Below are 24,357 nucleotides of genomic sequence, written 5' to 3'. Positions count from 1 at the left end.
GGGTCGTTGAATTACTTTGGCAACATCAGCACGCGAGGTCCTTCGCTTCACTCTGAATGACGTTCATCCCCGATCCATACAATGCTGCAATCCGACCTCATCCGCCTGCGCCCTTTGGAAGCCGACGACCTCGATTTCCTTTACCAGCTGGAAAACGACCCGGCCGTGTGGGGCGTGTCGGATACGCTGGCGCCCGTGTCGCGGCACGTGCTGCGGCAGTACTTGAATAGCGCAGCGGCCGATTTTTTTGAGGTCCGGCAATTGCGGCTGGTGCTTGAAGAGGTGGCCAGTGGGGCGGCGGTGGGTACGCTGGATTTGTTTGGTTTCGAGCCCCTGCACCAGCGGGCGGGCGTGGGCATTACGGTGCTGGCCAGCCACCGACGCCGCGGCTACGCCCGGGCCGCGTTGGCGCTGGTGCTGCCCTACGCCCGGCAGGTACTGCGCCTGCACCAGCTGCACTGCACCATCGGGGCCGATAATGAGGCCAGCTTGGCGCTATTTGCAGCGGCAGGATTCTCGCGGGTGGGCGTGTGGCGCGAGTGGCTGCGCACCACCGAAAGCTGGCAGGATGCCGTGCAAATGCAGTGTTTGCTATAGCGGGCAACGCGCTGCCAAAACGCGGTGTTCCAGGCGCCGCGCTTAACCGGCTTCCTCACGTATAAGTTTGCACGATGGGTGGGGGCTACAGGTGGCTTTCAGCAGGCAATGAAAATAGTGGCAGCTCGACAATATCCTTTTAAAAAGGCGGGCGTATAGGCGAAGTAGGCTGGGAAGAAAGGCTTGTGTAGCTCCCCGGCCTGCCTCATTCTTTTATACAGCTTTCTATGCCATCTGCCCCGCTGGCGGAGGCGCCTGCGCGCTCCGTTGCCGCCAACTCCGTTGGTCAAACTACACCCTATACTTTGCCCGATGTGGTGTGTTTTGCACACTTACACTGGGATTTCGTGTGGCAGCGGCCTCAGCATCTGATGTCGCGTTTTGCTAAGCAGGGCCGCGTATTTTATGTAGAGGATGCCTTCTACCACGATAACGATGAGGTGCAGCCTCACCTCGAAATAAAAGAGCGCCCCCAAGGCCTGAAAGTAGTGGTGTCCCACCTGCCCGACCGCCTGCGCCATGATGCCCCGGCGGCCGATGCGGCCCAGCAGCAACTATTGCAGGGGTATTTTCAGGAGCAGAACCTCACCAACTACCTGTTCTGGTACTATACGCCCATGGCCCTCGGCAAATCGGGTGGCTTTGCGCCGGCCCTCACGGTGTACGACTGCATGGATGAGCTGGCCAACTTCAAGTTTGCGCCGCCCGAGCTGCGCGAGCGGGAGCAGGAACTGTTCGGTAAGGCCGACCTCGTGTTTACCGGCGGCCACACGCTCTACGAAGCTAAGCGCCAGCAACACCCCGATGCGCACCCCTTCCCCAGCAGCATCGACAAAGACCACTTTGGCCAGGCCCGCCAGCCGCTGCCCGAGCCCGCCGATCAGGTTGGCATTGCGCACCCGCGCATCGGCTTTTTTGGCGTGGTAGATGAGCGGCTGGACATTGAGCTGCTGGGCCAGTTGGCCGAAGCGCACTCCGAGTGGCAGTTCGTCATCATCGGGCCGGTTGTCAAAATCGACCCGGCCACGCTGCCGCAGTCGGCCAACATCCACTACCTCGGCGGCAAGGATTATCAGGAGCTACCTACCTACCTGGCGGGCTGGGATGTGGCGACGCTGCTGTTTGCCGACAACGAGAGTACCAAGTTCATTTCGCCCACCAAAACCCCCGAGTACCTGGCCGCCGGCCGCCCGGTCGTCAGCACGCCCATCCGCGACGTGGTGCGGCCCTACGGCGAGCTGAACCTAGTGCAGATTGCCGCTACCGCCGAAGAGTTCGGCCAAGCCATTGAAATGGCCCTCACCCAAGCCCAGGATACTGACTGGCGCCAACGTACCGACAACTACTTAGCCACCATCAGCTGGGACCAGACCTGGCAGCAGATGGTTGACCTGATGCAGCAGAAGCTTGGGAAAAAGTGGCTGGCAACCCGAGAGTTACAGGAATAGTTTCATTGAAATAGCCAATTATTTTGGCTGAATTTACTAAAAATAGCATCAAAACACTGGTTGCTTTGTTCAAGTAAACAGAGCCCGCTTCTGCGGTAACGAATGCCCCGTACGCACGCCTGTCGGTTAAGCGGGAGGCTATCCAATCCATTTTCCAAACACCGATTTATGTTCGATTATCTGATAGTAGGGGCCGGGTTTGCCGGCAGCGTGCTGGCCGAGCGGCTGGCTACCCGCTCCAACAAAAAAGTATTGGTCGTGGACAAGCGCAACCACATTGCCGGCAATGCCTACGACCACTACAATGAGGAGGGCATTCTGGTACACAAATACGGCCCGCACATCTTCCACACCAACTCCAAAGACGTATTCGAGTACTTGTCGAACTTCACCGACTGGCGCCCCTACGAGCATCGGGTGCTGGCGTCCGTGGACGGTCAAATGGTGCCGATGCCCATCAACCTCGATACTATCAACAAGCTTTATGGCCTGAAGCTGAATAGCTTTGAGGTGGAAGAGTTTTTCGAGTCGGTGGCCGAGAAAGTACCTGTCATTAAAACGTCGGAAGATGTGGTGGTGAGCAAGGTGGGCCGGGAGCTGTACGAGAAGTTCTTCCGCAACTATACCCGCAAGCAGTGGGGCATGGACCCATCCGAACTCGATAAGTCGGTGACCAGCCGCGTGCCCACCCGCACCAACCGCGACGACCGTTACTTCACCGATACTTACCAGGCCATGCCTCTGCACGGCTACACGCGCATGTTCGAGCGCCTGCTCGACCACCCGAACATCAAGGTGATGCTGAACACCGACTACCACGATATCATCGATTTTATTCCTTTCAAGGAGATGATTTTCACGGGTCCGGTCGATGAGTTCTTCGATTTCAAGTACGGTAAGCTGCCCTACCGTTCACTCGAATTCAAGCATGAAACGCTGAACACTGAGAACTACCTGGCCGCGCCGGTCGTCAACTATCCCAACGACAACCTCTACACGCGCATCACCGAGTTCAAGGCCCTTACCGGCCAGCAACACCCCAAAACGGCCATTGTGTACGAGTACCCCAAGGCCGAGGGCGACCCATACTACCCCGTGCCGCGCCTCGAAAACGCCGAGCTGTATAACCAGTATAAGAAACTGGCCGACAACACTCCCAACGTGCATTTTGTAGGCCGCCTGGCCACGTATAAATACTACAACATGGACCAGGTAGTAGCCCAGGCCCTCACGTTGTATAAGAAGCTCACCGAAAAGTCCGACGAGAAGCCGCGTACGCCCGCTATTGCCGGCTCTACCGAGCTAGTCGACAAGCTGGTTTCGCGCGACCCGGCCAAGCCTTAACCGGCAGTAGCGGTCAGCCGGAAGACGGTGGCCCGAACGCAACAAAGGACCTNNAGGTCCTTTGTTGCGTTCGGGCTACTGTTTTCCGGCTGACAGGTATCTACCCTGACAAGCCGGCTGACCCAACCGAATGTGCACAATGTTTGAGGATGGGCCACTTGTCGTTTCGGAACCGGAGCGGCGTGGCGGCTTGAAAATAGCCGGGTGATTCCCGAAAAACGCCGTAAATTTGAACTGCGCCCCGGCGTTTCAATTAAGGTAACCGCAACATGCTTGATTTTTTAGGGAAGACCGTCGCCAAATTATTCGGGTCGAAAGCCGACAAGGACCTGAAGGAGATTGTCCCGTACGTGGCGCTTATTAACGCCGAATATGCCAAACTGGCACCCATCAGCGACGACGAGCTCCGCGCCCGCACCGACGAGGTCCGCGCCCGCATCAATGCCCACCTGAAATCGACCGATGACCAGATTGCAGCCCTGCACGAGCGGGTAAATGCCGACGGCCTCGACGCGGTGCAGAAGGAAGAGCTGTTCGACCAGATTGATACGCTCGAAAAGCAGCGCAACAAGGAGCTGGAAGTGGTGCTCATGGAAGTGCTGCCCGTCTCGTTCGCCATCACCAAGGAAACCGCCCGCCGCTACGCCCAAAACGGCCAGCTGACGGTAACGGCCACCGACTACGACCGGGAGTACGCCAGCCGCAAGGGCAACGTAACGATTGTAGGCGACCAGGCCATCTGGAGCAACAAATGGCTGGCGGCCGGCGCCGAAATCGTCTGGGACATGGTGCACTACGATGTGCAGCTAATTGGCGGCGTCGTGCTGCACCAGGGCAAGATTTCGGAAATGGCCACTGGCGAAGGCAAAACACTGGTTTCGACCCTGCCTTCGTTCCTGAATGCGCTGGCCAAGCGCGGCGTGCACCTAGTAACGGTGAACGATTACCTGGCCAAGCGCGACTCGGAGTGGAATGCGCCGCTGTTCGAGTTCCACGGCATTACGGTGGACTGCATCGACAAGCACCAGCCCAACACCGACGCTCGCCGCAAGGCCTACCTGGCCGACATCACCTACGGCACCAACAACGAGTTCGGCTTCGACTACCTGCGCGACAACATGGCCCGCGACCCGCAGGAGCTGGTGCAGCGCAAGCACCACTACGCCATGATTGACGAAGTGGACTCGGTGCTGATTGACGATGCCCGGACCCCGCTTATCATCTCCGGCCCCATTCCGCGCGGCGACGTGCACGAGTTTCACCAGCTCAAGCCCCGGATTCAGAAAGTAGTGGAAGCCCAGAAGAAACTGGTGCAGAACTATCTGGTGGAGGCCCGCAAAGCCATTAAAGAAGGTGACTTCGGCCCCAAGGAAGGTGAGGGTGGCCTAGCTCTGTTCCGTGCCTACCGGGGTCTGCCCAAGAGCAAGCCGCTCATCAAGTTCCTGAGCGAAACCGGCATGCGCGCCGCCCTGCAGAAGGTGGAGAACTTCTACTTGCAGGACAACTCGCGCCAGATGCCCCAGGCCGATTCGCCGCTGTATTTCACCATTGATGAGAAGAACAACCAGATTGAGCTGACCGAAAAAGGCCTCGACCTGATTACCGGCGAAGGCGAAGATCCGCGCCTGTTCATCATGCCCGACATTGGCTCGGAGCTGGCCGACATTGAGAAAAACGCGACGCTGAGCGGTGAAGAAAAGCTGCATGCCAAGGAGCAGCTCATGGACCGTTTTCAGCAGCAGTCGGAGCGCGTACACACCATCAGCCAGCTGCTGAAGGCCTACACGCTGTTCGAGCGCGACGACCAGTACATCCTCACCGAGGATGGCAAGGTGAAGATTGTGGATGAGCAGACCGGCCGCGTAATGGAAGGCCGCCGCTACTCCGACGGCCTGCACCAGGCCCTGGAGGCCAAGGAAAACGTGCGCGTCGAGGAGCTGACCCAGACCTATGCTACCGTAACGCTCCAGAACTTCTTCCGCATGTACCACAAGCTGGGCGGCATGACGGGTACGGCCGAAACCGAGGCCGGCGAGTTCTGGGAAATCTATAAGCTCGATGTAGTCGTGATTCCGACCAACCGCGGCATTGCCCGCAAGGACGAGCACGACAAGGTGTACAAAACGGTGCGCGAGAAATACAACGCCGTAGCCGACGAAATCCAGGAGCTGGTGCAGGCCGGCCGGCCGGTGCTGGTAGGTACCACCAGCGTCGAAATTTCGGAGCTGGTGAGCCGGATGCTCAAGTTCAAAGGCATCCCGCACCAGGTGCTCAACGCCAAGCAAAACCAGCGTGAGGCCGAAATTGTGGCCGGCGCCGGCTACCCCGGCACCGTGACCATTGCCACCAACATGGCTGGCCGCGGTACCGATATCAAGCTGCGCGAAACCTCCAAGGAGTCGGGCGGTCTGGCCATCATCGGCACCGAGCGCCACGAGTCGCGCCGCGTCGACCGGCAGCTGCGGGGCCGCGCCGGCCGCCAGGGCGACCCGGGCTCCAGCCAGTTCTTCGTGAGCCTAGAAGACAACCTGATGCGTTTGTTCGGCTCCGACCGCATTGCCAAGCTCATGGACCGTATGGGTCTGGAGGAAGGCGAAGTAATTCAGCACTCGATGATTACGTCTTCGATTGAGCGGGCGCAGAAGAAGGTGGAGGAAAACAACTTCGGCATTCGGAAGCGCCTGCTGGAGTACGACGACGTGATGAACGCCCAGCGCGAAGTGGTGTACAAGCGCCGCCGCAACGCCCTGCATGGCGAACGGCTGGAGCTGGACATCTGGAACATGATTTACGACGTCTGCGAAGACATCGTGGTGGGCCACAAAGGCAGCAACGACTTCGAAGACTTCAAGCTGGCCATCATCCGCATCTTCGGTTACGACACGCACCTGACGGCCCAGCAGCTGACGGGCATGACGGCCGGACAGCTCACCCAGCAGCTCTACGACGAGGCGCTGGGTTACTACCACAGCAAAAACGAGTTCATTGGCAGCAACGCCATGCCGCTCATCAACGACCTGCTGAGCCAGAACGCGCCCTACGAAAACATTGCCGTACCGTTCACTGACGGCCGCAAGCAGATTCAGGCCGTGGCCAACCTGCGCCGCGCCCAGGCCACCCAGGGCCAGGAGGTGATTCGGGGCATGGAAAAAGTGGTGGTGCTGTCGGTTATCGACGAAGCCTGGACCAAGCACCTGCGTGCCATGGACGACCTCAAGCAGGTGGTACAGAACGCCGTGTACGAGCAGAAGGACCCGCTGCTGGTGTACAAGTTCGAGTCGTTCGAGCTGTTCAAGCAGATGATCAGCAAGGTGAACGAGGACACCATCCAGTTCCTGTTCCGCGCCGATGTGCCGATGCAGGCCGGCCAGAGCGGCGAAGAGGAGTACGAGTACTTCACCGAAGACGAACTGCCCGTTGCCCCGCCCCAGCCCAAGCTCACGATGGAGAAGGAAACTTCCTCCGTTTCGCTGGGTGCCGGCCCCGAGGACCTGGAGCAGGACGGCGCCATGCCGCAGGTGCTGGAAAAGCAGCAGCCCGTGAAGTCGCAGAAAGTGGCCAACCGCAACGAAAAGGTAAGCGTGCAATACATGGACGGCCGCATCGTGCGCGACGTGAAGTTCAAGCAGGTAGAAGACGACCTGCTGAACGACCGGGCCGTTTTGATTGACTAATTGGGCACCATAAAAGCACTGTCATTGCGAGGAGGCACGACGCAGCAATCCGTCCGTGTACAATGACAAGTCCACTTAAGCAGCAAGCCCCTGACGCCAGCACGGACGTCAGGGGCTTTTCGCTACAGGAAGGGCTTAATTTTGCCCCACAGATTGCTTCACGCTGCTCGCAATGACAGTTTCCCCCACCAAGCCAGCCCTCAACCAATGAACCTCGCGCCCTACATCGACCACACGCTGCTGAAGCCCGACGCCACGCCCGAGCAGATTGCGCGGCTTTGCACCGAGGCCGCCACGCACCACTTTGCCAGCGTGTGCGTGCCGCCCTGTTATGTGCGCCAGGCCGCCGACGCGCTGCAGGGTTCGGGCGTGGCCGTGTGCACGGTTATCGGGTTTCCGCTGGGCTATTCGCTGGCCAAGGTGAAGTTCTTCGAGGGCCATCTGGCCCTGAACGATGGGGCCACCGAGCTGGATATGGTACTCAACATCGGGGCCTTGAAGGCGGGTCGGCATGAGGAAGTGGAGGACGAAATCGGGCAGCTGGCCGAGCTGTGCCGGTTGCGCGGGGCGCTGCTCAAGGTTATCATCGAAACGGCATTGCTTACCGAAGCTGAAATTGTTGAGGCCTGCCGGCTGTGCGCCGAGGCCGGAGCCAACTTCGTGAAAACCAGCACCGGATTTGCCAGTCGCGGTGCCTCGGTGGCCGATATAGAACTGATGCGCGCCTCGCTGCCCACCCATATCCGCCTGAAAGCCTCCGGCGGCATCCGCACCCGCGAAGCTGCCCTGGCCCTGGTAGCCGCGGGCGCCGACCGTCTGGGCGCTTCCGATGGCGTAGCTTTACTGGCCCAAACTACCCCTGAAACTGCTGCTCATGATTCCGACCACAACTCTTCCGCTGCTTCGTAACGTGCTGCTGTTGTGTGGCCTGCTGTCGTTGGGTGCCTGCGCTGCCTCTGGGCCCGCTGCTCCTGTAGCCGATACAACCCGCCGGGCCCCACAGGTGCCGCCCGAAGATCTGAGCCGTTTCCGGCCGGTATTTCCGGCCCCTAAGGCAACTGCTGCGGCAACCGCGCCGCGGGCACGGCCGGTGCCGCCTACCAACCAGGTAAACTCCCAGATTGAGCAACGCCTGCGCGATTTGGCGTACACCAACCGCAATGTGAAGTATGCCCAGGGCTACCGGGTGCTGGCGTATGTGGGATTGGAGAAGGATAAAGCCATGAGCATCCGCCGGGCCATCATCAGCCGCTACCCCGAGGAAACCGACTACCTGACCTATAAGAACCCCATTTTCCGCCTGCAGATAGGCGACTACCTCACCCGTCTGGAAGCCGCGCAGGCTCTGTTGCGCCTACGCCCTCTGGCCCCCCGCGCCGAGCTGGAATCCATGCAGGTAAATATTGCGAAGTAGCTGTTAGCCTTCGTGCAAAGAATGGGTTGTTTGAGTTAAAGTAATCATCAGCTGTTAGCTAATAGCTATCAGCTAACAGCTTAAAAAATGGATCTTCTCTCCCGTGTAAAGCAACTGGCGGCCGAGGCGGCAGCCGATACTGTGGCGCTGCGCCAGCACCTGCACATGCACCCCGAGCTGTCGTTTGAGGAGCACGAAACAGTGGCGTTTGTAACAGAGCAGCTGCAGAAGCTGGGGCTGCAAACGCAGGCCATTGCCGGTACGGGCGTAGTGGCGGTTATCGAAGGGCGCAACCCTTCTGGCAGCCGCACCGTGGCGCTGCGGGCCGATATGGACGCGCTGCCCATTGCCGAGCAGAACGAGGTGCCCTACAAGTCGCGGAAGCCCGGCGTAATGCATGCCTGCGGCCACGACGTGCACACAGCTTCGCTACTGGGCGCGGCCCGGATTCTGGTGGCCCTGAAAGACGAGTTTGAAGGCAGTGTAAAGCTCATGTTTCAGCCCGGCGAAGAGCGGCTGCCCGGTGGTGCGTCGCTGATGATTGCCGAAGGCGTGCTGGAAAATCCGAAACCGGCCAGTGTGCTGGGCCAGCACGTTTTCCCGATGCTGCCGGCCGGCAAAGTGGGCCTGCGCCCCGGCCGCTACATGGCCAGCACCGACGAGCTGTACCTGACCGTACGCGGCAAGGGCGGCCACGGCGCCATGCCCGAACAGAACGTAGACCCAGTGCTGGTAGCCGCTCATATCATTGTGGCAGCTCAGCAGATTGTGAGTCGCCGCGCCAACCCCAAGCTGCCCTCGGTGCTGAGCTTCGGCAAAGTGCTGGCCCAGGGCGCCACCAACGTTATTCCCAACGAGGTGTACATGGAAGGCACGTTCCGGACGCTGAACGAGGAATGGCGCAACGAGGCCCACGCGCACCTGCGCCGCCTTTGCGAAGGGCTGGCCGAGAGCATGGGTGCCAGCTGCGAGCTGGAAATCCGCCGCGGCTACCCTTATCTCGAAAACGAACCTGCCCTCACGGCCCGCACCCAGCAGGCCGCCCAGGAATACCTGGGCCCCGAAAACGTGGTGGAGCTCGACCAGTGGATGGCCGCCGAAGACTTCGCCTACTTCAGCCAGGCCGCCAGCGCCTGCTTCTACCGCCTCGGCACGGCCGCCGCCGACGGCAGCGGCCGGCTCACCTCCTCCGTCCACACGCCCACCTTCGACGTCGACCCGCACGCCCTGGAAGTGGGCCCCGGCCTGCTGGCCTGGCTGACGCTGCGCGAGCTGGCGGAGAAATAACCGGTTACATTTTTTGTGGGCTGAAGGTGTTTCGGCTTTTTCCCATACTATTGAGGCACCGGCTTTAGGCTGTCATCTAGCTTCTTCTTACCTGTACCTATGCGCTTTTCTCTGCTTGCCGCCGGTGCGGCCACCTCGCTGCTGGCACTGGCCACTAAGCCTGCTGCCGCTCAGAGCCGTTATACCAGCAACTGGGCCGTGCTGCCCGAGGTACAGGCCGAACTGGCACTTAGTGGCAACGACTACGTTTTTGCGGGCTTCAACCTATTAAGTCAAGTAAGAAACGGAGGCAGCACCTTTGCCGGGGGGCAACTCCGGTTGGGCTATGAGCACTTCTGGAACAAGCAGTGGAGTTGGGGAACCACGTTACGTATCGGGAGCGATGCGGGTGGAAGCTACGGTGATTTCCTGGGGCTGCCTGGAAATCTTGTGCCGGGTGCCCTGCTGCGGCACACTGGTATGCTGGGTAAATTCGGCTTTACGCAACGACTGGCGGCAGAATACGCTATTGTCACCAATGACTCTTACGGCAACAGCAGCAGTAACAACCGCGCCCACGCCCGCCTGCGCCTGGGCCTCGACCGCGAGTTTGCCGTGGGTTCTACCGTGAAGCTACGGCCGCGCGTTGCCTGCGAGGCCCTGGCTTACCTGCGTTTCCAGCGCGATGAGGACGAGTTGCAGGAACGGTTCGTGGATTTCGGCAACCTGCGTGGGGAGGTAGGCGTGCGCCTTTCGCCCCGTTTCGACTTTACGCCCTGGGTGGCCTGGCAAACCCAGTACATTAACGCCCTACAGCAGTTCGACCAGAATGGCAATCCTGTATCGGGCGGCAAAGTCAACCTGCTGACGCCTACCGTTGGCCTCGACCTGCGCGTAACGCTGGGCAAACATGCCCTCAACGCTGACCGCCTGCCGCTGTCTACCCAGCATTAGCAGCCCGCAGTGTCAATATGGCATTTGCAATAACTTGTTTCGGGTTGCCTGGGTGCGGTTTAATTGATTGAAAAGGAGCGGGTGAATTAAATGTAATGTCAATGTGGCATTGATGCTTGATTGGTACAGATTTTATAAAGTAGAGGTGTCGCTGGTTGATAAACCGGCTGTTCAATTTCAACCTTACTTTTTGTACAACTATGGCAACGCTGCTGTATAATAACCGTCCGGCCCGGCCGTCTTTCCATTCGGCGCTCAATGAAATGCTGCGCGATACGCTGCCGGCCCAGAATCAGCCCACCACCTCGTTCAACCCCGCCGCCGATGTGCTCGAAGGCCCCGAGGGCTTCCAGGTGCAGCTCGTGCTGCCCGGCGTAGCGAAAGAGGATGTGAAAATCGACTTTCAGGAGGGCCGGCTCACTGTAAGTGGCGAGCGGAAGGCCCCGGAAGCCACCGAAGAAGCCCCAAAATTCCGCCGCGTCGAGTCGGGCTACGGCACGTTCTCGCGCACCTTCCGCCTGCCCGAGACTGTGGATGTAACGGCCATCAGCGCCGAACTCACCAACGGAATCCTGCACCTGACGCTACCCTTCGACAGTAAAAAGGTAAGCAAGCGGCAAATCGAAATTCGCTAGCCGCTACCTTAAAAAGGGCGCTCCGGCAGAGCGCCCTTTTTTGTTGCAGGCAGCCGGCTAATTCGCTCAGCGGGTGCTACTCGTTCAAAACAATCTACCAACGGGCTGTTTTATTCCTTGAACACTGGTGCAACCGGACACCATTCGCCCGGCATCTGACGTTAGACAAGCACCAGACAGCTCGGCTATGTATTGGCCAGTTCGTCTTTTCATTGTAAATTCAATTTTCGCTATCTACCCCCTAACTTTTCAATACCCATGCAAGCAAAACAACTGATGCTCGGCCTGCTGGGCTCCGCCATTCTGGGCGGAGGCGTGGCCGTGGGCGGCTATAAAATGCTGGAGCCCGAGCGCGACAACTCGCCCCAGGCCCTGGCTGCCGACCCCAACGTGCGCTATACCAGCGCCCTGAAAAGCAGTACTTACTCTATCCCCGACGGGCTGAATTTCACGGCCGCCGCCGCTACGGTAACGCCGGCCGTTGTTCACGTGATGACGGAGTACTCACCACAGGCCGGCCAGAATGATGCTGCTATGCGCATGGACCCCTTCCTGCGCCAGTTCTTCGGCGACGACTTCGACCAGTACCGCGGCCGGGGCCGGCAGCAGCAGCCTCAGCAGGGCTCGGGCTCAGGCGTTATCATTGCCGCCAACGGCTACATTGTTACCAACAACCACGTTATCGACAAAGCCAGCAAAATTGAGGTGGTGATGGACGATAAGCGCAAGTTCGAGGCCGAGCTGGTGGGCAAAGACCCCAACACCGACCTGGCCCTGCTCAAGGTGAAGGCCGACAACCTGCCTTTTATCCGCTACGGCAACTCCGACGATGTGAAAGTAGGCGAGTGGGTGCTGGCCGTGGGCAACCCCTTCAACCTGAACTCGACGGTGACGGCCGGCATTATTTCAGCTAAGGGGCGTAATATCAATATCCTGCGCCGCGAGGATGGTATGGGCATCGAGTCGTTTCTGCAGACTGATGCTGTAGTAAATCCCGGAAACTCAGGCGGCGCTTTGGTCAACCTCAACGGCGACCTGATTGGCATTAACTCGGCCATTGCCTCGCAAACCGGCTCGTTTGTGGGCTACTCGTTTGCTGTGCCCAGTTCCATCGTGAGCAAGGTGATTGACGATCTGCTCAAATACAAAGTGGTGCAGCGTGCCCTGTTGGGCGTGCAGATCCGGGAAATTGATGCCACACTGGCCGCCGAAAAGAAGCTCAACACGCTTAGCGGCGTGTACGTAATGGGCGCGGGCAAAGAGAGCAGTGCTGCCGAAGCCGGTTTGCGCGAAGGCGACGTTATCACGTCTATCAACGGCGCAAAAGTGAATACGTCTTCGCAGTTGCAGGAGCAGGTAGCCCGTTACCGCCCCGGCGACAAAATCAAGGTGGCCTACCTGCGCGATGGTAACAGCCGTACCGCTACCGCCACGCTGCGCAACTCCACGGGCACCACCGATGTGGTGCGCGAGTCAAGCGGTGCCATCAAGTACGAGGGGGCCAGCCTGAGCCCGGTAACGCGCCAGGAGCAGGGCAAGCTGGGTATTGAGGGTGGCGCTAAAATCAGCAACATCCGCAACTCCAACTTCCGCGAAACCGGTATTGCCGACGGCTTCATCATCACCCGCATCGACAAGAACCGCGTCGAGAAGCCCCAGGATGTGCAGCGCCTGCTCGAAGCCGCCAAAGAAACTGACGGCGCGCTGGTAGAAGGCGTGTACCCCGACGGGCGCAAGGCTTACTACCCGATAGGGCAGGGCCAGTAAATCCTAAGCAACTGCTGATATCAAAGGCCTTCGCTACGAATGTAGCGGAGGCTTTTTGCTGCCTGTGGTATCAGCCTGAACGTAGTACCTTTGGTTACCAGCCACCTGCCCTATGGAAAACGCCATCAACACCCTGCGCATTCAGAATTTCAAGTCCATCAAAGACGTGACAATGAACCCGCGCCGAGTCAACCTGATTATCGGGATGCCTAACGTAGGGAAGTCGAATATTCTGGAGGCAATGAGCTTGTTGGGGGGAAGGTTTCCACAATCAAATTTTGCAAGTCGGCCAGATGAGTCAGGTAGGCATTACGGAGGTATTGTACGTTATCATGAAGTACGTCAACTGTTTCATGATAATATGACTAATAACCCCATTGTTATTCAAACAGATAATGATATTTGTGTAATGGGTAGAGACTATTCAACTGGCAATGGATTCAGGTATGTCCTTGCTGAATTAGATACTTGGAATAGGATGAGGAGTGAATATACTAACAAATATTCTGCTATGCCAGAAGATAAACCTGAAAATAGAATGTTGAATTTTTTTATCGAATGGAAAGATTCAAACGTAAAACCATTTCCTCAATATATTCATTCTCAAATATTGCCTGTAGGCCAAAAAAGTGATGGAGTAAGTTCGCAAGGTAATGGCCCGTATGCAGGAAATAGATACGTGAGGCCATATATTTTTAAACAGCCTAAATCAGTGATGAATGAGAATTACATGCCGTACCTTTTGCCACCCTATGGTGATAATCTGGTTCAAATAGTAGAAGCATATCCTTCGTTGAGGAAAGAAGTATCACAGTTGTTCAGTAAGTATGGGTTGAAGCTTTTAATACGAATTGATGAAAGAAGAATGGAAGTTATAAAAGACCTCGATGGAGTTATATACTCGTATCCCTATTCAAGTATTGCTGATACATTACAGAGGATGATATTTTATATGTCCGTTATAGAAAGCAACAATGAAGCGGTAATTTTACTTGAAGAGCCAGAGGCACATTCATTTCCTGTATATGTTTCTGACTTAGGTAGAAGAATTGCTGAAAGTCGGGATAACCAATTTTTTATTGCTACATATAGCCCATACTTGGTAACGGAAATAATGGAACAGATGCTTCCGGAAGAAGGGCAGGAAGGTGAATTGGTGATTTTCCTGGCTTATTACGAAGAATATCAGACCAAAGTAAAGCAACTTAGCGACGAAGAAATTCGGGAGATTCGCAACGATAGTATTGACGTGTTTTATAATTTGAGCCGCTTTACGCCAGGTAGTAATTCGTATGCCTGAATCTATTCTGTTTCTACCTGAATGCCACGTCGATACTGCTCTGATGCGGGCATTGCTATACGACCGTCAAAAGCTCATCACCCACATTAAAGGCGCGCCCAAAGTAGGCGACGCGCTGCACCAGCAGGCCGAGCGGTATGGCAGTTCGCGGGTGGTCATCGCGATGGTAGATAACGACAAGCACCTGTTCTCGATTCCCAAACTTAAGCCTTTCGACCAGGTGGTGTTGCGGTGTGAAGAGCCGGGTTGCCTGTTTGTGGTATACCGTCACCGGAAGCTGGCGAGCCAGTATCTGATTGTGCTCGACCCCGCCTGCGACGGGTGGCTATATGGTAATCTGCGGGCTGCGGGCCTCCAGCCCCAGGCATATCAGTTGCCGGAGTTGCTGAACGATTTTCTGGGATTTACCAAGAGCATTAGAGCTGAAGAGCAACCGGAAATTGTGAGCCTATTGAAAGCGTTACGAACCAGTGCGCCACCGGCCTACGCCCGGTTGGCGGCCTTCGTAACGGAACGGTTGGGGGAGGCCGGGCAGGCGGGCTGGTAAAACGCCCCTAATCTAAATTGTTAGCTTTGTAAGAGGCTGCTCCGGCTGCCCGTTACTTCTGAAATTCTCATCCCACCCCTATTTCCTTTCCCATGAAGCAAGCACTAGAAGAAGCAGTTGCCACCGGCACCGACGTTCAGGACCACGACCACCACGGCATCCGGCAGGTGCTGCGCGCGCTGGGCGTACAGGCCCACAACGCCGCCTGGAGCACCGGCCTGCAGTGGGGCGGCACCGACAACCAGAACACGCGCACCATCCACTCGCCCGCCGACGGTAAGGTAATAGGCACCGTAGCCATGGCTACCGCCGAAGATTACGAGCAGGTAGTAACAAAAGCCCAGGAGGCCTTTAAAACCTGGCGGCTGGTGCCGGCTCCCAAGCGTGGCGAAATCGTGCGCCAGATTGGCAACAAGCTCCGCGACCACAAGGATGATCTGGGCAAGCTGGTGAGCTACGAGATGGGCAAAATCCTGCAGGAAGGCCTCGGCGAAGTGCAGGAAATGATTGACATTTGCGACTTTGCCGTGGGCCTCTCGCGCCAACTGCACGGCCTGACCATGCACTCGGAGCGGCCCGCCCACCGCATGTACGAGCAGTACCACCCGCTGGGCGTGGTGGGCATCATCTCGGCCTTCAACTTCCCGGTGGCCGTGTGGAGCTGGAACGCCATGCTGGCCGCCGTTTGTGGCGACACCTGCATCTGGAAGCCCTCCGAGAAAACTCCGCTTACCGGCGTGGCTATTCAGCATATCATCAAGAGCGTGCTCGAAGAAAACGAGCTGCCCGAGGGCATTTTCAACCTGATTATTGGCGACGCTGAAATCGGGGCCAAAATGGCCGCCGATGAGCGCGTACCGTTGGTGTCGGCCACCGGCAGCACCCGCATGGGCAAGAAAGTAGGGGAGGCCGTGGGTGCCCGCTTGGGCAAGTCGCTGCTGGAGTTGGGCGGCAACAACGCCATCATCCTCACCGAGCACGCCGACCTGAGCATTGCCCTGCCGGGCATCGTGTTCGGGGCCGTGGGTACCTGCGGGCAGCGCTGCACCAGCACGCGCCGCCTCATCATCCACGATTCGATTTACGACGACGTGAAGGCGCGCCTGCTCAAAATTTACCCCAACCTGCCCATCGGCCACCCACTCCAGGAGGGCACGCTGGTCGGCCCGCTGATTGACAAGGATTCGGTAGTTGGCTTCCAGAAAGCCTTGAAGGCCGTGCAAAGTGAAGGTGGCACGCTGCTCATCGGTGGCGAAGTGCTCGAAGGCGAAGGTTACGAAACCGGCACCTATGTAACGCCCGCCATTGTGGAGGCGAAGAACGAGTACGCCACGGTACAGGACGAGACCTTCGCGCCTATTTTGTACCTGATTAAGTACAGCGGCGAGGTAACCAACGCCATCGACCTGCAGAACGGCGTGCGCCAGGGTTTGTCGTCGAGCATCTTCACGCTGAATATGCGCGAGGCTGAGGCCTTCCTCAGCCAGGCCGGCTCCGACTGCGGCATTGCCAACGTGAACATCGGCACGAGCGGCGCCGAAATTGGCGGCGCGTTCGGGGGCGAGAAAGAAACCGGCGGCGGCCGCGAATCCGGCTCCGACGCCTGGAAGGTGTACATGCGCCGCCAGACCAACACCATCAACTACAGCACCACGTTGCCGCTGGCCCAGGGCATAAAGTTCGACGTGTAACTGCTGCTTTGGTCTTACGCAAACGGCCCGCTCGGTTTTACCGGGCGGGCCGTTTGGCGTTTAATGGTCCAGGAATCCGGCCGAGGCTAGTCGAGCATTTTGATGTCTCCGTGCCCTTTACTGACCAAGTTGGTGCCGGTGTAGAAAACGTAGTACATGCGGTAAGTTTCCCCTTTTTTAAGGGAACTGAAGTCAAATATGTACTCACTGACATTGCCTGAAACGCGTACGTCCTTTACAAAATTCATCACCACCTTGTACTTCCGGTCTACTACAACCCAAGCGAATTGAGTGGCGCTGCCAGTCTGCCCGATGCGAAAGGCAGCTTGAGTTGCTACTGGGTTAGGATACAAAGCAATGTTGCGGACTCCGCCTTGCTGGGTACCGTTCAGGTCGAGGTCCAGGCTTTTGAACAAGTCCAACTCCGGCTTTTTCCAGGTGGCGTCAGAGCCCCAGTCCGACTTATCGACATGGCCGGTGGAACGACCCTGATTGTCAACTTCGGTGATGCCGCCGTCGTCACCGAAGTTGACTTTTTCGCAGGCAGAAAGCAGGGTGGCGCTGAGGAACAGCACGGGCAAAGAGTAAAAGCGCTTCATAGAACAGAATGGACGATAAGGTCTAAAACCATTCGAAGGTAGTGCTTCGGGATGTTGCACGATAACCTGAGTTCAACAAATGAGGCAGTGTCCGACAACTGCTGTTGGTTAGTGAACAATCCGGAATCGGCTGCTGTCTTACTTACTGAGTGCAACTACCGGCCGGGCTGTTGGTCTTTGTGCTACTTAACTGCCGGCGCGTGTCGGTTCGCCCGGAAAGTGGGATATTTACTTTCCCACTCTTTTGTTTCGTTACTGCTGCCACCTCCTATGGAAGCTTTTGCTTACACCGACATCAACGCGCCGCTGGTCGAGCGGTGCCGCTTGGGCGACCGGCGCGCCCAGGCCGAAATCTACAAGCGCTACGCCAAGGCCATGTTCAACGCTTCGTTGCGCATCACCGGCGACTATGCCGAGGCCGAAGATGTGCTGCAGGAAGCGTTTCTGAGCGCGTTTCGGGAGCTGCACAGCTATAAAGGCGACTCGTCGTTTGGCTCCTGGCTGAAGCGTATCGTCATCAATAAAAGCATCAACTGCCTGCGCAACCGGCGCCTGAGTTTGGTGCCGCTGGGCGAGCAGCACGATGCCGCCGCCGAAGCCACCGACTACGGTCCCGAGCCGGAAATAACCAGCTGGCGGGCCGATGTAGTGCGCCGCTGCGTACAGGACCTGCCCGACGGCTACCGCGTAGTGCTCACGCTCTACCTGCTCGAAGGCTACGACCACGCCGAAATTGCCGGTATTCTCAACATCAGCGAATCCACTTCTAAATCACAATACAGCCGGGCCCGTAAGAAGCTCCTCGAACTGGCCCGGCAACACGGACTTTGATAAGCGGAGAAGGGAATTGCTTACTGAAAAGTTGCAAACTGGCCGGTAGCTTCTCCCGATTTTGGTTCGTTGACGGCTACGCAACTAGGCGGCGCGTCTGCGGCACATTGCCCGCCTCTTCATGGATTACTTTATCGCCCACACGCTCAAACATCCAGCACATACAACATCGTGCGGCGCTGGCTCACCCCTCGCCCGACCAGCCGCCCGATTCCGCCACTCAATTCGCCATGCATATCAATAACCCCGGACTGGAAACCTTCGTGGACCAAAATCGCGCTGATTTCGACGCGTTTGAGCCGCGCCTGGACCTATGGGACTCCATTGCCCAGGACCTGGACGCGGCTTCTGCCGCCCCCGAGCCGCAACCTGAAACGGCACCTGCCCGGGTGCTGGCTCTGTTTCCGCATCAAGCTGTTCCTGCCGCAGTAACACCTGCTGCCACGGCTACGGCTACGGCTACGGCTGCTGCTGTGCGCTCGGCCCGGCCCTACGGTATTGCTGCCGCCGTAGCTACCCTGCTCCTGTTGGGTACCTGGGCCTGGCAGCAGCCCCAGGCCAGCCGCTGGACGCGTACGGCCGCTACGGCGGCGCTGCCCGCCGGACCCGAGGCCGAGTTGCCGCCCTATACCGTGCCCCAGCTGTCCTCACCAGCTTCGGTAGGCCCCGAGCAGCGCCTGGCCAGCGCCGTGCAGCGTATGGAAACGTACTATGCCACTCAGCTAACCGAGCGCCAGCAGGAGTTGCGCCTGACCGATGAGGAGTTTGGCGCGGAGGCCCCGCAGGCCGACTGGCAGCAGGAGCTGGGGGCCCTCGATATGGCTTACCAGCAGTTGAAGACAGAGCTTTACCAGAACCCCGAACCCGAAATGGTGCTGGAGGCCATGAACCGCAACATGCAGATCCGGCTCGATTTGTTGGGTCAGCAGCTGCGCACCCGCGAGCAGATGCGCGAGTACCACTCTCAACCCTACATGGTGGCTGATAGCCGCCGTTTACCCTAACGGATGCATTGGTTTCGGATGATTAACGACAGGGCCAGCCAGTTTGGGCTGGCGCTGACGGCATTGCTGAGTCTGGCCCTGAGCACTGCTCAGGCGCAGGTACTGGCTCCGTCCGGCTCCGCCGACGTCCATTTCTGCGAGCCGGCCGCCGCCGCCCTGGCTGGCCAGTCGGGCGCGTTGGTACCGCGCGCGAGCACCGCCCAGGGCTCCGACCAGGGGCCCGCGCAGACCGACGGTGCTGCCGTGCCAGCCGTTGAGAAAGTCCGGACGCTGAGCCGCACGTTTCCGACCAGTCCTACCAAGCTCTACACCCTCGACACCCGCTACGGCCGGGTGGAGGTAAATGTGTGGAACCGACCCGAAATTCGCACCGATGTCACCATCATCACCCGGGCCGAAACCGATGAGAAGGCGCAGGAGCTACAGGCCATGATTGAGGTGGAACTGTTGGCCCGCGACCCCAAAACGGGCGGCATTTCGGCCCGCTCCCGCTTTGGCGAGCTGCCCCGCGGGTGCCGCAGTCAGGTGAAGCTCTATGAGGTGAACTACACCGTGTGGGTGCCCGCCAACAACCCGCTGGCCCTGCACAATGCCTTCGGCGAGATTAGCCTGACCGGCGACCTGACCGGGGCTACAGAGCTGGCCGTGGAGTACGGCCGCCTACGTACAGCCCGCCTCGAAGGACCGCGCAACAGCCTCAAGCTAACCAACGCCCGTGCTGCCGTAGCCTTCGCCCGCCGGGCCGTCATCGATGCCTCGTACGCCAAAGTGCGCCTCACCGAAGGCGGCAGCGTGGAACTGCGCAGCAACTACTCCGATATTGATGTTGGGCTGGTAAGCGACCTGACCATGCACAGCAAATACGGCGACGTAGCCCTGGGCACCGTCCAGAACCTGCGCGGTACCTCGGGCTACTCGCGCTTCAGCGTCGATAAGCTCAACAGTGCGCTCAATATGAAGGTACAGTACAGCCCCAGCTTCGAGGTGCGCAACACCGGCCCCAACTTCCGTCAGATTACCTTAGATGGCGGCTACAGCACCATTCTGCTCAACTTCCCCGACGGCGCCGCCTTTGGATTCGATGTAAATACCGAGCATGGCCAGTTGCTGGTCGATAAGCGCCTGGTAAAAGTAGCCTCGGCCGAATCCGGCCCCACTACCACCGACACGCAGGGCACGTTTGGTACCGCTTCGGCCCGCAGTGCCAGCAACGTGAATATCAAGGTTCGTTACGGCAACGTCAGCTTCAACAGGTGAGCTGGGGAACAGGCAGTGACACTAAGCGACAGCCTTCGCAGGCGACAGCCAGACCAAGGATGACGAATCTGCTGATTACGTTTTCCTCCATGCCCCGTCTGCTGCTCGCGGCGCTGCTGCTGATAACTGCTCCGGCCGCTGCCCAAACCATTCCTGCTATGCCTGCTACCGATGCCGCCATTGCCTCGCCTTTGCGCACGTATGCCTTGCGGCTGAAGCCGGGGCAGGATTTGCGGCGCGAGCTGCTGGCCTTCGCGCAGGCCCATAATCTGCGGGCGGCCTGCATCCTCACCGGCGTAGGTAGCCTGACAACTGCCACGCTCCGGCTGGCCAATCAGGAGGGACCCACGGTGTACCAGGGCCATTTCGAAATCGTGTCGCTGGTTGGTACGCTCTCCGTCAATGGCAGCCACTTGCACCTCTCAGTGGCCGACTCTACGGGCCGCACGCTGGGCGGACACCTGCTCGATGGCAACAGCATCTATACCACCGCCGAATTGGTAATCGGCGAACTGCCGGCCCTGGATTTCCGGCGCGAAACCGACCCCACCTTTGGCTACCAGGAACTGGTGGTGCGGCCCGCCACGGCGGCTCCGGCCGGAGCGCCCGGCCAGCAGCCAGCCCCAGTCAAAAAACGCCGAAAGTAGCTTCTCCAGCTGCCAGAAGCCGCAGCTACTTGGAGGATAGTTGTTTGCCAGCCGCTGTGCGAGCGGGTGGTTATGGCCCATTTACTCGGCATGACGAGCAAATTGCGTTTCTTGTGGAAAACCCGCCCGCTATGCCCAGCCAACCCGCTTCCGTTGCCGCGCCCGATACTGCCCGCCTCGAAAAATTCCGCCGCGACATCAGCAACCCGCTCAAGCTGAAGCTGTTTATGCTGCGCAAGCTGCCAATGGCCTACCTGGCCGGCCTGCGCGTGGCGGAAGTTCGGCCGGAGCAATGCACCATCACGGTGCCCTACAAGTATCTGACCCAGAATCCGTTTCGGAGCATCTACTTCGCCTGCCTGAGCATGGCGGCCGAAATGGCCAGCGGCCTGCTGGCCATGATGCACGTGCAGAGCGGCGCGCCAGTCTCCATGCTGGTAGTGGGCCTGGAGGCCGATTTTACGAAGAAAGCAGTGGGTCTTATCCGCTTCACCTGCCCCGATGGGGCGGCCATCGGCCGGGCCATTGCCGAAAGCCGCGCCACCGGCGAGGGCCGCACCGTGCTGGCCACCAGCACCGGCACCGACGAAGCCGGCGACACGGTAGCGACCTTCCGGATTACGTGGTCGTTTCGGGCGAAGCGGTGATTTTTTTGGCTTAAAAAAGAACGTCATTCAGAGCGTAGCGAGGAATCTCGCGTGAATTGTTGAACAACAACCGTTGTAACGACTCACGCGAGATTCTTCGCTGCGCTCTGAATGACGTTCCCCGCCAAAATCTACTCATCAAGCGTACTGTCCTTGGTAATGACGTCCATCAGGCCATCCTCGCTCACTACAATGGCCAGGCAGGGGTAGGGGCTGCTTTCGACGTAGCGGATGGCCGAGTTGTAGCGGGCGCCGCGGGTGCTGGTGCCGCGGCCGGTGGCCTTGCCATCCAGAATCACGCCGATGGAGTAGCAGTACGCGTCCGGGTCGAGCAGCACGGCCCCATCGATGGCTGTGACGAGGCGGGTGATGAGTGGGGTGAGCGGGACGGGCTCGATGAGGGTGCATTGCAGCTTGAGGCGGTCGGCTTCGGCCAGGGCCTCGGTGGTGATGACGAGTAGCGTGCCGTGTTTCTGGCGGCTGGCTTCGAGCACCACGTCCCAGAGCTTTTCCACTTTAGCCGAGTCGGTGAGCTGGAACGTGCGGCGTAGGTCGCGGCGGAATTTGGTGCGGTTGAGGCGGGCGCGGGGCAGGCTGGGGTGGCCATAGTGGGCGCGCATGAGCACCTGCCCGCCGTGCTGAAATTCCCAGGCGTAGTGGTTGACGAAGCTGATAACGAACAAATCCTCGCGGGCGGCATCGTACTGGCCGATTTGCCGGCCCAGCGCGTACACGTTCTCGCCGTCGGCCAGCAGGCTCACGTCAGACGTCGTCATTTCGAGCAGCTTGCGCACGGCCCGGTAATCGGTGAGCGGAGTGGGGCAGGTGAGGGCGAATACTTCGGCCAAGTTGGGGTGGCCGCGGCGGGCCAGCAGCAGCTTGCCCACGCCCTCGGCCCCCTCATAACGCAACGACGAGATAGTGTTGCAGGTGGCGAACAGCTTGGTGGCCGCGGGGTTCATGCCCATATCCTGGGCCGGCGTATCCATAAATAGCTTGCCCGCCGAGCGGATAATCTCGTCGGTGTCGCGGGGGCGGATGAGCAGGCCGGAGCCAGGTTCCGGCTCGGTCAGCGACTTAATGCAGTCTTCGTTGAAGCGCAGAATGGCCGCCTGAATAAGCGAGTGTGGCAGCTGGCGCCCGTCGGTATAAAAACGGTTGGGCTGCAACGATGGGTAGCTGTTGTACACCTTGCGGTTGAGCCGCAGCACGGGCATTACCGCAAATGAGCCAATCTGGGCGGGCCAGCCGGCAAACGACAGCCGCTTGTCGGCGGCGTCGAGCTCGTCGAGCACCTCCTGCACGGCCAGGCGCACGCCCCGGCCAAACTGCTTGCGGCGCTGCATGTCCTCACTCTCCACGTCGGGGTCGGTGGTAAATTCCCAGTTGTGGGCCAGTTGCAGGGCCTGGCCCCGCTCCAGCACCCGCGCAAAATGGTGGGCCGATACTGCCGAATCGGCGGGCTCGAACTCGGCCGCTGCGTACAGGTCGTTGTGGCTTCGGCCGGCCGCCGTCAGGGGCAGCGCCAGCAGATACACGTACGGGTCGAGGTCTTCGTCGAGGGCATCGAACAGGCCGTTGGCTACCGTTTGGGCCGCCTGCCGGAACCGCGCCTGGTAGGGCCAGATGGGGTGGCTGGTGGGCAGGGGCAGAGGCGTGCCGAAGGCAACAGGCGGGGCAGAAAGCAGCGGCAACGGAGACAGCATGGGGAGTGGATAACTAGTTGTCGGTTGTCAGTTGCCAGTTGCTAGTGGTTGAACAGCCTAGCAACTGGCAACTGACAACCGACAACTCAAGAACGGTTGGGCTTATAAAGAGAATACAACCGGCAATACCATCTTTTGCTTTATCGGCTGGCCCTTGTACAGAGCCGGCTCCCACTTGGGGGCCGCCTTCAGCAGCCGAACGGCCTCCTCGTCGAGCCCCGAGCCCAGGCGTTTGATGGGCTTGATGTCGGTGAGCGAACCGTCCTTTTCAATGATAAATTCCATCAGCACCTTGCCATCAATTTTGCGCTGCAGCGCCAAAGGTGGGTATTTCTGGTTGGTCTGAATCCATTCGAAAAACGCCTCGGTGCCACCCACCGGCCGCGCCGGTCGGTCGGCCGTTACCACTTGGGTGCCGCCGCCGTCGGCCGCGCCGGCCGGAGCCGGGGTAGTAGCCGCCGCGCCTGCTTCGCCCGGAATCTGGAACGTAACGGGCACCGTCTGGCGCTGGCGCACGATACCGCCGCGGTGCCGGGCAGGCGTCCAGCGGGGGGCAGCTTTAATGAGGCGCACGGCCTCGGCGTCGAGCAGGGCGTTGCCGGGTTGGGTAACAGCAACCTCGCCAAGCGAGCCGGTTTTTTCTACCACAAACGTAACCGTAACGGTGCCCTGAGCACCGGCCTGCAGCGCGGCAGTGGGGTACTGCTGGTTGTCGGCCAGGTACTGCGCAAAGGCCGCAACGCCGCCGGCGGGCAGCGCGGGTTTTTCCACGGCGTCGTAAATGGCGTTAGCGGCCGGCGCTTTGGGGTACTTGAGCTTCTGCTGCGCGAAAGCAGGGGCCAGGGCAGCGGCGCTCAGTAGGGCGCTCAGTAAAACTTGACGAAAAGGCTGTTTCATAGAAGTAAAGCGGGGCGAGATGCGGCCGGCCCGGCACAACAACCGTACCCGCCGCCCTTCAAGTTCGGAATTTAGACGAGAAGGAGCCTCAGAAGAGGAGTAGGGCCGGTAGAGCGGGAGGAGCTGCGTACG

The 24,357-nt window shown here is 59.2% G+C and carries 21 protein-coding genes; 18 read left to right on the top strand and 3 right to left on the bottom strand.

The window, feature by feature from the left end; translation table 11 throughout:
• The first annotated feature begins 81 nt into the window (after positions 1-81).
• From J7E24_RS00545 to J7E24_RS00485, 13 genes are all read left to right on the top strand, one after another.
• On the top strand, positions 82-597 hold the full coding sequence (locus J7E24_RS00545; RefSeq protein WP_215134034.1) for a GNAT family N-acetyltransferase: 516 nt from the start codon (positions 82-84) through the stop codon (positions 595-597).
• Between the two features lie 371 nt (positions 598-968).
• Complete coding sequence (locus tag J7E24_RS00540) at positions 969-2,045, top strand: glycosyltransferase (protein WP_251046946.1); 1,077 nt, start codon at positions 969-971, stop codon at positions 2,043-2,045.
• Positions 2,046-2,213: 168 nt separating this feature from the next.
• Positions 2,214-3,389 carry a UDP-galactopyranose mutase gene (gene glf / locus J7E24_RS00535; protein WP_215134030.1) on the top strand — a complete coding sequence of 392 codons (1,176 nt, stop codon included), beginning with the start codon at positions 2,214-2,216 and terminating at the stop codon, positions 3,387-3,389.
• A gap of 269 nt (positions 3,390-3,658) precedes the next feature.
• Entirely contained in the window at positions 3,659-7,063 is a 3,405-nt protein-coding gene (gene secA / locus J7E24_RS00530; RefSeq protein ID WP_215134028.1) for a preprotein translocase subunit SecA, read from the top strand.
• Positions 7,064-7,270: 207 nt separating this feature from the next.
• Complete coding sequence (gene deoC, locus J7E24_RS00525; protein ID WP_215134026.1) at positions 7,271-7,972, top strand: deoxyribose-phosphate aldolase; 702 nt, start codon at positions 7,271-7,273, stop codon at positions 7,970-7,972.
• Positions 7,938-8,477: a sporulation protein gene (locus tag J7E24_RS00520; RefSeq protein WP_215134024.1), complete on the top strand. Its 540-nt coding sequence runs from the start codon at positions 7,938-7,940 to the stop codon at positions 8,475-8,477. The genes deoC and J7E24_RS00520 overlap by 35 nt, the downstream gene beginning before the upstream one ends.
• Before the next feature lie 87 nt (positions 8,478-8,564).
• Positions 8,565-9,764: a M20 family metallopeptidase gene (locus tag J7E24_RS00515; protein ID WP_215134022.1), complete on the top strand. Its 1,200-nt coding sequence runs from the start codon at positions 8,565-8,567 to the stop codon at positions 9,762-9,764.
• Positions 9,765-9,863: 99 nt separating this feature from the next.
• Positions 9,864-10,697 (top strand): hypothetical protein, encoded by an 834-nt coding sequence (locus tag J7E24_RS00510; protein ID WP_215134020.1) that lies wholly within the window; start codon positions 9,864-9,866, stop codon positions 10,695-10,697.
• Between the two features lie 200 nt (positions 10,698-10,897).
• Entirely contained in the window at positions 10,898-11,332 is a 435-nt protein-coding gene (locus J7E24_RS00505; RefSeq protein WP_215134018.1) for an Hsp20/alpha crystallin family protein, read from the top strand.
• Positions 11,333-11,590: 258 nt separating this feature from the next.
• A complete protein-coding gene (locus J7E24_RS00500; protein ID WP_251046945.1) occupies positions 11,591-13,099 on the top strand; it encodes a Do family serine endopeptidase in 1,509 nt (502 codons plus the stop codon).
• A gap of 112 nt (positions 13,100-13,211) precedes the next feature.
• Positions 13,212-14,399 carry an AAA family ATPase gene (locus J7E24_RS00495; RefSeq protein WP_215134017.1) on the top strand — a complete coding sequence of 396 codons (1,188 nt, stop codon included), beginning with the start codon at positions 13,212-13,214 and terminating at the stop codon, positions 14,397-14,399.
• Positions 14,392-14,946: a hypothetical protein gene (locus J7E24_RS00490; RefSeq protein WP_215134015.1), complete on the top strand. Its 555-nt coding sequence runs from the start codon at positions 14,392-14,394 to the stop codon at positions 14,944-14,946. Before J7E24_RS00495 ends, J7E24_RS00490 begins: the two co-directional genes overlap by 8 nt.
• Positions 14,947-15,038: 92 nt before the next feature.
• Positions 15,039-16,637: an aldehyde dehydrogenase family protein gene (locus tag J7E24_RS00485; protein ID WP_251046944.1), complete on the top strand. Its 1,599-nt coding sequence runs from the start codon at positions 15,039-15,041 to the stop codon at positions 16,635-16,637.
• Positions 16,638-16,723: 86 nt separating this feature from the next.
• Here the strand turns inward: J7E24_RS00485 and J7E24_RS00480 are convergent, their stop codons facing one another.
• Positions 16,724-17,236: a hypothetical protein gene (locus J7E24_RS00480; protein WP_215134013.1), complete on the bottom strand. Its 513-nt coding sequence runs from the start codon at positions 17,234-17,236 to the stop codon at positions 16,724-16,726.
• A gap of 270 nt (positions 17,237-17,506) precedes the next feature.
• On the opposite strand from J7E24_RS00480, the gene J7E24_RS00475 reads away from it, so the two are divergent.
• The 5 genes from J7E24_RS00475 to J7E24_RS00455 all read left to right on the top strand — a co-directional run bounded on the left by J7E24_RS00475 (position 17,507) and on the right by J7E24_RS00455 (position 21,622).
• Entirely contained in the window at positions 17,507-18,067 is a 561-nt protein-coding gene (locus J7E24_RS00475; protein WP_176897051.1) for an RNA polymerase sigma factor, read from the top strand.
• A 230-nt stretch (positions 18,068-18,297) separates the two neighbouring features.
• Positions 18,298-19,071 (top strand): hypothetical protein, encoded by a 774-nt coding sequence (locus J7E24_RS00470; RefSeq protein WP_215134011.1) that lies wholly within the window; start codon positions 18,298-18,300, stop codon positions 19,069-19,071.
• A 3-nt stretch (positions 19,072-19,074) separates the two neighbouring features.
• Complete coding sequence (locus tag J7E24_RS00465; protein ID WP_215134009.1) at positions 19,075-20,328, top strand: hypothetical protein; 1,254 nt, start codon at positions 19,075-19,077, stop codon at positions 20,326-20,328.
• An 89-nt stretch (positions 20,329-20,417) separates the two neighbouring features.
• Positions 20,418-20,975, top strand: coding sequence for a PPC domain-containing DNA-binding protein (locus J7E24_RS00460; RefSeq protein ID WP_215134007.1), 558 nt, complete (start codon positions 20,418-20,420; stop codon positions 20,973-20,975).
• A gap of 131 nt (positions 20,976-21,106) precedes the next feature.
• Positions 21,107-21,622, top strand: a complete 516-nt coding sequence (locus tag J7E24_RS00455; protein ID WP_215134005.1) for a DUF4442 domain-containing protein — start codon at positions 21,107-21,109, stop codon at positions 21,620-21,622.
• 131 nt (positions 21,623-21,753) lie between these two features.
• On the opposite strand, the gene J7E24_RS00450 is transcribed toward J7E24_RS00455, so the two are convergent.
• Both J7E24_RS00450 and J7E24_RS00445 read right to left on the bottom strand, forming a co-directional pair.
• Positions 21,754-23,328, bottom strand: a complete 1,575-nt coding sequence (locus J7E24_RS00450; protein ID WP_215134003.1) for a DNA integrity scanning protein DisA nucleotide-binding domain protein — start codon at positions 23,326-23,328, stop codon at positions 21,754-21,756.
• Positions 23,329-23,430: 102 nt separating this feature from the next.
• Entirely contained in the window at positions 23,431-24,225 is a 795-nt protein-coding gene (locus tag J7E24_RS00445; RefSeq protein ID WP_215134001.1) for an energy transducer TonB, read from the bottom strand.
• Positions 24,226-24,357: the final 132 nt, after the last annotated feature.

Origin of the sequence: Hymenobacter sp. ISL-91, assembly GCF_018613725.1 — a bacterium.
In the GTDB taxonomy this organism is placed as follows: Bacteria; Bacteroidota; Bacteroidia; order Cytophagales; family Hymenobacteraceae; genus Hymenobacter.
This window is presented reverse-complemented; position numbering and strand designations above follow the sequence as displayed.

Bases quoted from the DNA above. Each gene is read 5' to 3' on its own strand.
- J7E24_RS00545 (WP_215134034.1), top strand. From the start codon at position 82: ATGCTGCAATCCGACCTCATCCGCCTGCGCCCTTTGGAAGCCGACGAC.
- J7E24_RS00540 (WP_251046946.1), top strand. From the start codon at position 969: ATGTCGCGTTTTGCTAAGCAGGGCCGCGTATTTTATGTAGAGGATGCC.
- glf (WP_215134030.1), top strand. From the start codon at position 2,214: ATGTTCGATTATCTGATAGTAGGGGCCGGGTTTGCCGGCAGCGTGCTG.
- secA (WP_215134028.1), top strand. From the start codon at position 3,659: ATGCTTGATTTTTTAGGGAAGACCGTCGCCAAATTATTCGGGTCGAAA.
- deoC (WP_215134026.1), top strand. From the start codon at position 7,271: ATGAACCTCGCGCCCTACATCGACCACACGCTGCTGAAGCCCGACGCC.
- J7E24_RS00520 (WP_215134024.1), top strand. From the start codon at position 7,938: ATGATTCCGACCACAACTCTTCCGCTGCTTCGTAACGTGCTGCTGTTG.
- J7E24_RS00515 (WP_215134022.1), top strand. From the start codon at position 8,565: ATGGATCTTCTCTCCCGTGTAAAGCAACTGGCGGCCGAGGCGGCAGCC.
- J7E24_RS00510 (WP_215134020.1), top strand. From the start codon at position 9,864: ATGCGCTTTTCTCTGCTTGCCGCCGGTGCGGCCACCTCGCTGCTGGCA.
- J7E24_RS00505 (WP_215134018.1), top strand. From the start codon at position 10,898: ATGGCAACGCTGCTGTATAATAACCGTCCGGCCCGGCCGTCTTTCCAT.
- J7E24_RS00500 (WP_251046945.1), top strand. From the start codon at position 11,591: ATGCAAGCAAAACAACTGATGCTCGGCCTGCTGGGCTCCGCCATTCTG.
- J7E24_RS00495 (WP_215134017.1), top strand. From the start codon at position 13,212: ATGGAAAACGCCATCAACACCCTGCGCATTCAGAATTTCAAGTCCATC.
- J7E24_RS00490 (WP_215134015.1), top strand. From the start codon at position 14,392: ATGCCTGAATCTATTCTGTTTCTACCTGAATGCCACGTCGATACTGCT.
- J7E24_RS00485 (WP_251046944.1), top strand. From the start codon at position 15,039: ATGAAGCAAGCACTAGAAGAAGCAGTTGCCACCGGCACCGACGTTCAG.
- J7E24_RS00480 (WP_215134013.1), bottom strand. From the start codon at position 17,236: ATGAAGCGCTTTTACTCTTTGCCCGTGCTGTTCCTCAGCGCCACCCTG.
- J7E24_RS00475 (WP_176897051.1), top strand. From the start codon at position 17,507: ATGGAAGCTTTTGCTTACACCGACATCAACGCGCCGCTGGTCGAGCGG.
- J7E24_RS00470 (WP_215134011.1), top strand. From the start codon at position 18,298: ATGCATATCAATAACCCCGGACTGGAAACCTTCGTGGACCAAAATCGC.
- J7E24_RS00465 (WP_215134009.1), top strand. From the start codon at position 19,075: ATGCATTGGTTTCGGATGATTAACGACAGGGCCAGCCAGTTTGGGCTG.
- J7E24_RS00460 (WP_215134007.1), top strand. From the start codon at position 20,418: ATGCCCCGTCTGCTGCTCGCGGCGCTGCTGCTGATAACTGCTCCGGCC.
- J7E24_RS00455 (WP_215134005.1), top strand. From the start codon at position 21,107: ATGCCCAGCCAACCCGCTTCCGTTGCCGCGCCCGATACTGCCCGCCTC.
- J7E24_RS00450 (WP_215134003.1), bottom strand. From the start codon at position 23,328: ATGCTGTCTCCGTTGCCGCTGCTTTCTGCCCCGCCTGTTGCCTTCGGC.
- J7E24_RS00445 (WP_215134001.1), bottom strand. From the start codon at position 24,225: ATGAAACAGCCTTTTCGTCAAGTTTTACTGAGCGCCCTACTGAGCGCC.